Source organism: Brevundimonas sp., from assembly GCF_016463485.1.
Classification (GTDB): Bacteria; Pseudomonadota; Alphaproteobacteria; order Caulobacterales; family Caulobacteraceae; genus Brevundimonas.
This window is the reverse complement of the sequence record NZ_JAEMRD010000151.1, coordinates 1-7,508: the sequence shown is the minus strand read 5'-3', so window position 1 is coordinate 7,508 and position 7,508 is coordinate 1. Positions and strand designations below refer to the sequence as shown.

Annotated in this window: 10 protein-coding genes; 2 read left to right on the top strand and 8 right to left on the bottom strand. The window is 67.5% G+C overall.

Annotated elements, in window-relative coordinates; translation table 11 throughout:
- The 7 genes from JHC99_RS16030 to JHC99_RS16000 all read right to left on the bottom strand — a co-directional run.
- A partial coding sequence (locus JHC99_RS16030) for a DnaA N-terminal domain-containing protein (protein WP_292155541.1) occupies window positions 1–515 on the bottom strand: 515 nt, incomplete at its 3' end.
- A 473-nt stretch (window positions 516–988) separates the two neighbouring features.
- On the bottom strand, window positions 989–1,258 hold the full coding sequence (rpsT, locus tag JHC99_RS16025) for a 30S ribosomal protein S20 (RefSeq protein WP_292155539.1): 270 nt from the start codon (window positions 1,256–1,258) through the stop codon (window positions 989–991).
- 181 nt (window positions 1,259–1,439) lie between these two features.
- The gene (locus JHC99_RS16020) at window positions 1,440–2,228 is read right to left on the bottom strand and encodes an enoyl-CoA hydratase-related protein (protein ID WP_292155537.1); all 789 of its coding nucleotides are present in this window, start codon (window positions 2,226–2,228) and stop codon (window positions 1,440–1,442) included.
- Window positions 2,229–2,316: 88 nt separating this feature from the next.
- Window positions 2,317–2,796: a hypothetical protein gene (locus tag JHC99_RS16015; RefSeq protein ID WP_292155535.1), complete on the bottom strand. Its 480-nt coding sequence runs from the start codon at window positions 2,794–2,796 to the stop codon at window positions 2,317–2,319.
- Window positions 2,797–2,845: 49 nt separating this feature from the next.
- Window positions 2,846–3,394 (bottom strand): DUF1697 domain-containing protein, encoded by a 549-nt coding sequence (locus JHC99_RS16010; RefSeq protein WP_292155533.1) that lies wholly within the window; start codon window positions 3,392–3,394, stop codon window positions 2,846–2,848.
- 5 nt (window positions 3,395–3,399) lie between these two features.
- Complete coding sequence (gene hisN, locus JHC99_RS16005; protein WP_292155531.1) at window positions 3,400–4,185, bottom strand: histidinol-phosphatase; 786 nt, start codon at window positions 4,183–4,185, stop codon at window positions 3,400–3,402.
- A 132-nt stretch (window positions 4,186–4,317) separates the two neighbouring features.
- Window positions 4,318–4,698, bottom strand: coding sequence for a helix-turn-helix transcriptional regulator (locus JHC99_RS16000; RefSeq protein WP_271145251.1), 381 nt, complete (start codon window positions 4,696–4,698; stop codon window positions 4,318–4,320).
- A gap of 213 nt (window positions 4,699–4,911) precedes the next feature.
- Here JHC99_RS16000 and JHC99_RS15995 point away from each other — a divergent pair, with 213 nt between their 5' ends.
- The gene (locus tag JHC99_RS15995) at window positions 4,912–5,166 is read left to right on the top strand and encodes a GlsB/YeaQ/YmgE family stress response membrane protein (protein WP_271145250.1); all 255 of its coding nucleotides are present in this window, start codon (window positions 4,912–4,914) and stop codon (window positions 5,164–5,166) included.
- Window positions 5,167–5,243: 77 nt separating this feature from the next.
- Here JHC99_RS15995 and JHC99_RS15990 read toward each other — a convergent pair whose 3' ends face one another.
- Window positions 5,244–5,723: a superoxide dismutase gene (locus JHC99_RS15990; protein WP_292155528.1), complete on the bottom strand. Its 480-nt coding sequence runs from the start codon at window positions 5,721–5,723 to the stop codon at window positions 5,244–5,246.
- A gap of 133 nt (window positions 5,724–5,856) precedes the next feature.
- On the opposite strand from JHC99_RS15990, the gene JHC99_RS15985 reads away from it, so the two are divergent.
- A partial coding sequence (locus JHC99_RS15985; protein WP_292155526.1) for a phosphatidylglycerol lysyltransferase domain-containing protein occupies window positions 5,857–7,508 on the top strand: 1,652 nt, incomplete at its 3' end.

Genomic DNA, 7,508 nt, shown 5'->3' with positions numbered 1-7,508 from the left:
CCGTAGCCATAGGGGCCGCAGAAGAAGATCGGGTTGAAGTGGCCGTCGGCCCAGGCGGCGGCCTGGCGGGCGATGGCCAGGGCGAAGGCATTGCCCTGGCCTTCCACGAAGCTGTCGAAGGTCAGGCGGTCCTGCAGGCCGGCGGCGCGGACGGCGCGCTCGCCATCGGCGACGGGGGCCACGGTCGGCATCGGGATGGGGGCGGTCACGGCAGCACCCTCGGCCCGGCCGGCGGCGACCTGGGAGGCGGGGGCGACGGAGCCCATCTCGGCGCGGCAGCGGACGTCCAGGCGGCGGTTCAGACCGTCCAGACCCAGCCACAGCTCGTTCATGCGGCGCAGGGCGTTCTTGCGGACCCAGTCGCGGGCATAGGCGGTGGGCGTGACCAGGATCAGCTGGCCGGCCCCATCGGCCCGCACGGCCGACGGCGCGATATAGGAGCTGAAAGGCCCGTCGCCGATCTCGGCCCGAAGACGGCTCGCCGCCTCGGTCCAGATGTGATCCGGATCCGTCATCCCCGCCATCAAAACACCCCCGCTCATCGTTCAGCCACCCGCATTGAAAACCCATCACCGAACGCGCTTCGCAGAGCCGCCTGGATCAAGGCACGACTTCTCCTGTCCCTCGAAGCGGTGCTTCAACGGCGGGGTCGAACTCTTGAAAAGGCGTCTCACGCCGTCGCGAAATCAGGTCTCGCGCCGTCTTCATCCGTGAGGGGATGGAAGTGCGTCAGAGGCCCAAACTTACGCCCCGCGCCGGGTGCGTCAACGCTGATTCGCGCCTCGAATTGAAGTTAAAATCGTTGACTCCGCTAAAGCCCTAAGCCGCTTGGAAAAAAACCGTGTTCACCATAACCGGCGACCCGATTCCGGGCTCAATCGCTTAGCCGCGCACGTGCAAACGGCGAGAGAGCCTGAGCCCTCTCGCCGTTGAAATTCTTCATCTTTACCATGACAGGCCTATGAAAGGCCGTCCGGTGCCCGATGGATCAGGCGGCCGACATCTTCTTCAGCTGGGCGGCCAGACGACCGACCTTGCGCGAGCCTGTATTCTTGTGAACGACGCCCTTGGAGACGGCGCGCATCAGCTCGGACTGGGCCTCGATGAAGGCGGTCTTGGCGGCACCGGCGTCGCCACCCGAAACGGCTTCCTGGAACTTGCGCAGGAAGGTACGGACGCGCGTGCGGCGCGCCTTGTTCACTTCGGTGCGGGCGGCGATCTTGCGGATCGCCTTGCGGGCGCCGGGGTTGTTGGCCATCGAAAAACCTATGAGACGGAAAACGCCGCGGACCTGACGTCCACGGCGCGGAAATCTGAAGAGGCGCGGCTATAGCGGATGAGGCGACGGGGAGCAAGAGGCTTGAAAAAGGGCCCGGGGCCTGGGGCGTTCGCAATCGATCCACCGGGTCTTCCAGGCCCTGATCCCCAAGACCTGAGCCCTACTTTCCCGTGAACACCGGCTTCCGCTTCTCGACGAAGGCCGCCATCCCCTCCTTCTGGTCCTCGAAGGCGAACAGGGAGTGGAACAGGCGGCGTTCGAACTGGACCCCTTGCGTCAGGGTCGTCTCAAGGGCGGCGTTGACCATCTCCTTGTTGGCCATGACGGCGAGCGGGCTCTGGGACGCGATCTTCGCGGCGATCTTGCGGACCTCGGTCATCAGGTCGTCGTGGGGAAAGATGCGCGAGGCCAGACCCGCGCGCTCCGCTTCCGCCGCATCCATCATCCGGGCTGTCAGGACCATGTCCATGGCCTTGGACTTGCCTACCAGCCGCGTCAGCCGCTGGGATCCGCCGATCCCCGGCGCGACGCCGAGGTTGATCTCGGGCTGGCCGAATTTCGCCTTCTCCGACGCGACGATGAAGTCGCACAGCATGGCCAGTTCGCAACCGCCGCCCAGGGCGAACCCGTTGACCGCCGCGATGATGGGCTTCCTGAACCGTACGATCCGGTCGTGGCCCAGGGCGAAATAGTTCCCCGCATACATCTGGGCATAGGTCTGGTCGGCCATCTCCTTGATGTCGGCCCCGGCCGCGAAGGCCTTTTCGCCGGACCCGGTCAGGATCAGGCAGCGCACCGTGTCGTCGAACTCCACCGCATCCAGGAAATCGGCCAGATCCTTGAACAGCGCCGAGTTCAGCGCATTCAACGCCTCGGGCCGGTTCAGGGTGACGACGGCATAACCGTCGGCATGGCGCTCGATCAGCAGGTTGGCATAGGTGTCGGACATGGGTGTCTCCGGGGCTGGTCCCACCGTCTTAGCCGCCGAGGCCGTCGAGACAACCGCGAAGGCGCAGACGTCTCTTGCGAAATCGCCGTCAGCGTCGCCGGCGCACCAGCATCAGCGTCAGGACTGTGCGGACCCCTTCGGCGAGGACAATGCAGGCCAGCAGCAGATTGGCGATGAGGACCAGGGTGCGGGGCGTCAACGCGAACGCCATGCTCAGGGTCTCCAGCCTTGTTTCCGCCCACAGCGCGAACAGCCACAAGCCCGCCAGAGTCAGAACGATCAGCCCGACCAGGACCATCAGGGCGACATGGCCCGCGATCAGGGCGGCCTCGGTCAGGGCTGCGTCCTGGGCGGGGCGGTGCCGCCGCTGAAGCCAGCCGACCACGGCCGATCCCACGGCTTCGGTCACGACCACCGCGCCCAGAGCGACGAGAAAGGCCAGCCCGGCCGAGAGCGCCAGCGAGCCCTCGGTCCGTCCGACAAGATGCGCCAGCCGCCAGCCATAGAGGCTCCATACCGCCGTACCGACGATCAGGCTGATCCAGAGCTGTTTCTCGCGCAGACTCATCGGCTGGCCTTAGCCCGCGCCGCAGTGCCGCGCCAGACGCTCCGGTCCGTCAGACGCCGACCATCGCCCCCAGCTTGAGCACCGTGTTCCAGTTGCGGCCCGTGCCCATGCCGAGCAGTCTGGGCGTGGCCTTCTTGAAGATGCCGGACTGACCCATGCCGTCCGGGAACCAGAAATACAGGACATCGCCGCCGGTCTTCAGGGTCACGGCCTCCACTGCCTCGCCGCCCTCGGTCAGGGCGCGACAGGCTTCGACGGCACCTGGCGCGATCCCCGCCTTCATGATCATGGTCAGGACCTGGGCGGGATGGGCAGCGGCCTGCTTGGCGAAGGGGTTGGCGGCGATCAGGGAAGACCACTGGCCTGCCGTGCGAGCCATGGCGGCGATCTTCAGGCCGAAACGCCGCGCCATCTCCGTCTCGATCGCGGCCTCCAGCGCGACAGTCGTCCTGTCGGTCTCGACCACCAGATTGCCGCTGGCCAGCAGGGTGCGGGGGTTCTCGAGGCCCATCTCCAACGCCATGGCCCGCTGTTCGGCGACCGGAGCCCGGACGCCGCCGGTGTTCATGCCGCGAAACAGGATGATGCGGTGGGGCATGGCCTCTACAGCGCAGCGCGCTTCAGGGTCACCAGCGCCTGTTCCCGGATCGCGGTGTCGCCGACGGCCAGGATCTGGCCGGTACCGTCGATCGCCTCGCCCCGCCAGTTGGTGACGGCTCCGCCGGCCGCCTCGACCACGGGGATCAGGGCCGACCAGTCCCACAGCTTGAGGCCGCTCTCGGCGACCAGGTCGATCCGCCCGGCCGCCACCATCGCATAGGCATAGGCGTCGCACCCATAGCGGGCCAGACGCGCGGCGGCCCGCACCTGGGTCCAGGCGCCCAGCTCGGAGCCGGTGAAGATGTCGGGATCGGTGGTGGCGATGACCGCCTCGGTCAGGGCCGGACAGGCGCGGGTGCGAAGGGGCGTGGTCGCATCCCCGCGCATCAGGACGGCCCCCGACGGTCCGCCGAGGAAGACTTCGTCGAGATAGGGCTGGGCGATCACGCCGACGCTGGGCGTCCCCTGGACGCGCAGCCCGATCAATGTCGTCCAGAGAGGCAGGCCGGCGATGAAGGCGCGGGTGCCGTCGATGGGATCGAGAATCCAGACGTGTTCGGCGTCGGGCCGATCCTCGCCATACTCCTCGCCGATCACGCCGTGGTCGGGATAGCGGGCGGCGATCGCCCGCCGGATCGCGACCTCGGCCTCCTTGTCGGCCTGGGTCACAGGATCGAAGGCTCCCGGACCCGCCTTGTTCTCCTGCGCATACTCGCCGCGAAAGAACGGCAGGGTCACGGCAGCGGCCGTGCGCGCCAGATCGACGGCGAAGGCTTCGAAGGAGGTCATGGAAGAGTGGTTCGTGATTAGTGATTAGTGATTGCCGTCGCCGGCCCCCGAACCACTAACCACTAACCACCAACCACTCCACCCCGCGCTCAAGCAGCGAGCGACCGCGTCGCGAGCGATAGCGCCCTAAGACTATGCCACCGGCTCTTCAGCGTGCAGCGACTTGGCCAGGTCCAGAAGGCGGCGGCGCGGACGTTCGCCGAGCTGGTAATAGGCCTGGATCAGGTCGAGGGTTTCCTTCCTGGAAAACATCTCGCCGCCGTTGGCCCCGGCGGCCTCCTTGCGTTCCATGGCCTCGGTCAGGCCGTCGTAGAAATAGTTGACCGGCGATTCCAGCGCCTCGGCCAGCTGCCACAGGCGGGCGGCCGAGATCCGGTTGGCGCCGCACTCGTACTTCTGGATCTGCTGGAAGCGGATGCCGACCTGGAGCGCGAGCTGTTGCTGGGTCAGGCCCAGCAGGCGGCGACGGCGACGCAGGCGGCGGCCCAGGTGAAGATCGATATCGGTGGCCATGGCCCCATTTCCCCATTCTGATGGAGTGTCCCAAGACGGGACGGCTCGCCTTAGCAGTCGCAAGCGACATGCCGGTTTCGCTCAGGGAGGGAGTTGCAGCGTTCGACGAACGGATTCAGCACCCCTGCGGCCTTTTGACAGGCCCCTACGCAACCCGAAAGCAAGCGACGCATTACAGGCCCATCGAAAGCTTGACTTGGAAGGGTCACCACAATGGGTCTCGGAATTATCGGATGGATTGTCATCGGCATCGTCGCCGGCTGGCTCGCGGAAAAGGTCATGGGTCGTAGCCACGGCCTGGTCACCAACCTGATCGTCGGCGTCGTCGGCGCACTGATCGGCGGTTTCATCGCTCAGAATTTGCTCGGCATCCCCGTCGGCGGCTTCAACCTGATCACCCTGCTGGTGGCGTTCGGCGGTGCCGTTCTGCTGCTGTTCCTGCTGGGTCTGGTCAAGCGCCGCGCCTGATCCTTCTCAGGATCAGAGCATAAAGAAGGGGCGGTCCCGTCGGGACCGCCCCGTTTTCTAGGCCGGGTCGGGAAACCTTACTGAGGTTCGGTCGGAGCCGGTTCGGCCGTCTCGGTCTCGGCGCTGTCTGAGGCCGGTTCGTCGGTTGCGGGTGGGGTCGTGGCTTCGGTCGGAGCCGCATCGTCGGCGATGGCCGGGGCTGCCGTATATTCAGCGGAGGTCCAGCCGACCACAACGCCTGCACCGTCCTGACGCAGTCCGCCCAGCGGCACGCCCTTGAGCTGGCCATCCGGACCGCGCACGGTCAGTTCCTGCTCGCCAGCGTCATTGTTGCGCGCGCCTTCCAGCTTGCCGAGCACGGTGCCGTCCGAGCCCTTTACGTCAGAGCCGGGTTGAAGCTGCAAGGTGGCGGGCTGTTCGGTCGGGGCGGGAGCCGGACTAGGGGCAGTCTGGGTCGTCGTCGGGGCGGGCGGCGTCATCGCCTCCTGCGCCAGGGCAGGGGCGGCCGTCAGCATCAGGCCGGCGATGCTGGTCAGAAGAGCGGTCTTGCGGATCATGTCGGATCGGTCCGGGGTTGCGCGGCAGAGGTGCGCCGCAGCCAGACAAACACCCTCCATTTCGGAATGTTTCACCCGCCCCGGAATGACCTTGGGGGCGCCACGGTTGGCCAATTCCCGCTATCAGACCGCCATGAGTTCGCCCCGTCGTCGCCCCGGTATCCTGATCCGCCTGCTCGCCCTAGTACGTGAAGCCTCGCCCCAGGCCTTTGGCGTGGTGGTGTTCGGCGCGGGTGCCCTGACCCTGATCTCGGCGGTGACCCCGGCGTTCTCGGATCGACTGTCGATCGTCCGCCAGACCTTTTCGCCCTTCCTGATCGACATCTCGCATTTCGCGGCCAGCGTGATCGGCTTCCTGCTGCTGCTGCTCGCCGCCGGTCTGTGGCGCAGGCGGCGGGGAGCCTACTGGCTGGCCCTGGGGGCCATGCTCGCAGGTGCGGTCTTCACCATGCTCAAGGGCCTGAACTGGGAGGAGGCGCTGCAACTGGTGGCCGTCGCCGCTCTGCTGACGCCGTGCAAGCCGGCGTTCGACCGGCGGTCGCGTCTGGTGGAGCCCCTGCGTCCCGGGTGGCTGTTGCTGCTCGTCACGGCGGTGGCCGCCATGGTCTGGCTGGGCTTCTTCGCCTACCGCGACGTGGCCTATACCGACGAACTCTGGTGGACCTTTCTGAGCGACAGCGAGGCCTCGGGCTTTCTGCGCGCCGCGGCCGTGCTGTCGATCCTCACCCTGCTGATCGCGGCGGTGTCGCTTCTGGCCGCGCCCGGATCGGGCCGTCGTCGGCTGCCTGATGCCCAGGATCGCGCCCGCGCCCTGACCGCCCTGACTGAGGCCGCCCAGTCTCCGCTCCACCGCGCCGCGCCCGAGGCCTGGCTGGCGGCGCTGGGCGACAAGACTCTGTTGTTCAGTCCGTCGGGCCAAAGCTTCCTCGCCTATCGCGTACGCGGGCGGCGCTGGATTGCCATGGGGGAACCGGCGGGCCTGAAGGCCGAGCGACTGGACCTGTTGTGGGCCTTCGCCGAACTGGCCGACAGCTACGGCGGGGCCCCGGTCTTCTATTCGGTGGGCGAGGGTCTGCTGGCCGATCTGGCGACCATGGGGCTGGCGGTGCGAAAGGTCGGAGAGACCGCCGTGGTCGAGGTCGCCGCCTTCACCCTGGAGGGCAAGTCGCGCCAGAACCTGAGGACGGCCATCAACCGGGCCGAACGCGAGGGGGCCTCCTTCGCCGTCCTGCAGCCCGGATCGGCGTCTGCGATCGCCGACGAACTGCGCGCCGTGTCCGACGCCTGGCTGGCCGAGCACAACGGCGAGGAGAAGGCGTTTTCACTGGGCCGGTTCGACCCCGCCTACCTCGACCTGACCCCGCTCGCCGTCGTGCGCCAGACGATGGAGGGGCAGACCCGCATCGTCGCGTTCGGCAACCTGTTGCCGGGCGCGGGGGAGGCGAGGGAGGTCGCCATCGACCTGATGCGCCATGTTCCCGACGCTCCGCCGGGGATCATGGACTATCTGTTCATCCGCGCCATCCAGTGGGCCGGGTCCGAGGGGTATGCCCGGTTCGACCTCGGCATGGCCCCCCTGGCCGGGCTGGAGGACCGTCGCGGTGCCCCGGTGTTCGGCCGCGTCGGCGCCCTGGTGTTCGAGGAGGGCGGCGCCCTGTACGGCTTCCAGGGCCTGCGCGCCTACAAGTCCAAATTCTTCCCCGACTGGCGCCCCCGCTTCATCGCCGCCCCGACCTCGACCCCGCTGGCCCTCGCCCTGCTGGACGTGGCCCTGCTGACGAGCGG

Bases quoted from the DNA above. Each gene is read 5' to 3' on its own strand.
- JHC99_RS16020 (WP_292155537.1), bottom strand. From the start codon at position 2,228: ATGTCCGACACCTATGCCAACCTGCTGATCGAGCGCCATGCCGACGGT.
- JHC99_RS15995 (WP_271145250.1), top strand. From the start codon at position 4,912: ATGGGTCTCGGAATTATCGGATGGATTGTCATCGGCATCGTCGCCGGC.
- rpsT (WP_292155539.1), bottom strand. From the start codon at position 1,258: ATGGCCAACAACCCCGGCGCCCGCAAGGCGATCCGCAAGATCGCCGCC.
- JHC99_RS15990 (WP_292155528.1), bottom strand. From the start codon at position 5,723: ATGATCCGCAAGACCGCTCTTCTGACCAGCATCGCCGGCCTGATGCTG.
- JHC99_RS16010 (WP_292155533.1), bottom strand. From the start codon at position 3,394: ATGCCCCACCGCATCATCCTGTTTCGCGGCATGAACACCGGCGGCGTC.
- hisN (WP_292155531.1), bottom strand. From the start codon at position 4,185: ATGACCTCCTTCGAAGCCTTCGCCGTCGATCTGGCGCGCACGGCCGCT.
- JHC99_RS16000 (WP_271145251.1), bottom strand. From the start codon at position 4,698: ATGGCCACCGATATCGATCTTCACCTGGGCCGCCGCCTGCGTCGCCGT.
- JHC99_RS16015 (WP_292155535.1), bottom strand. From the start codon at position 2,796: ATGAGTCTGCGCGAGAAACAGCTCTGGATCAGCCTGATCGTCGGTACG.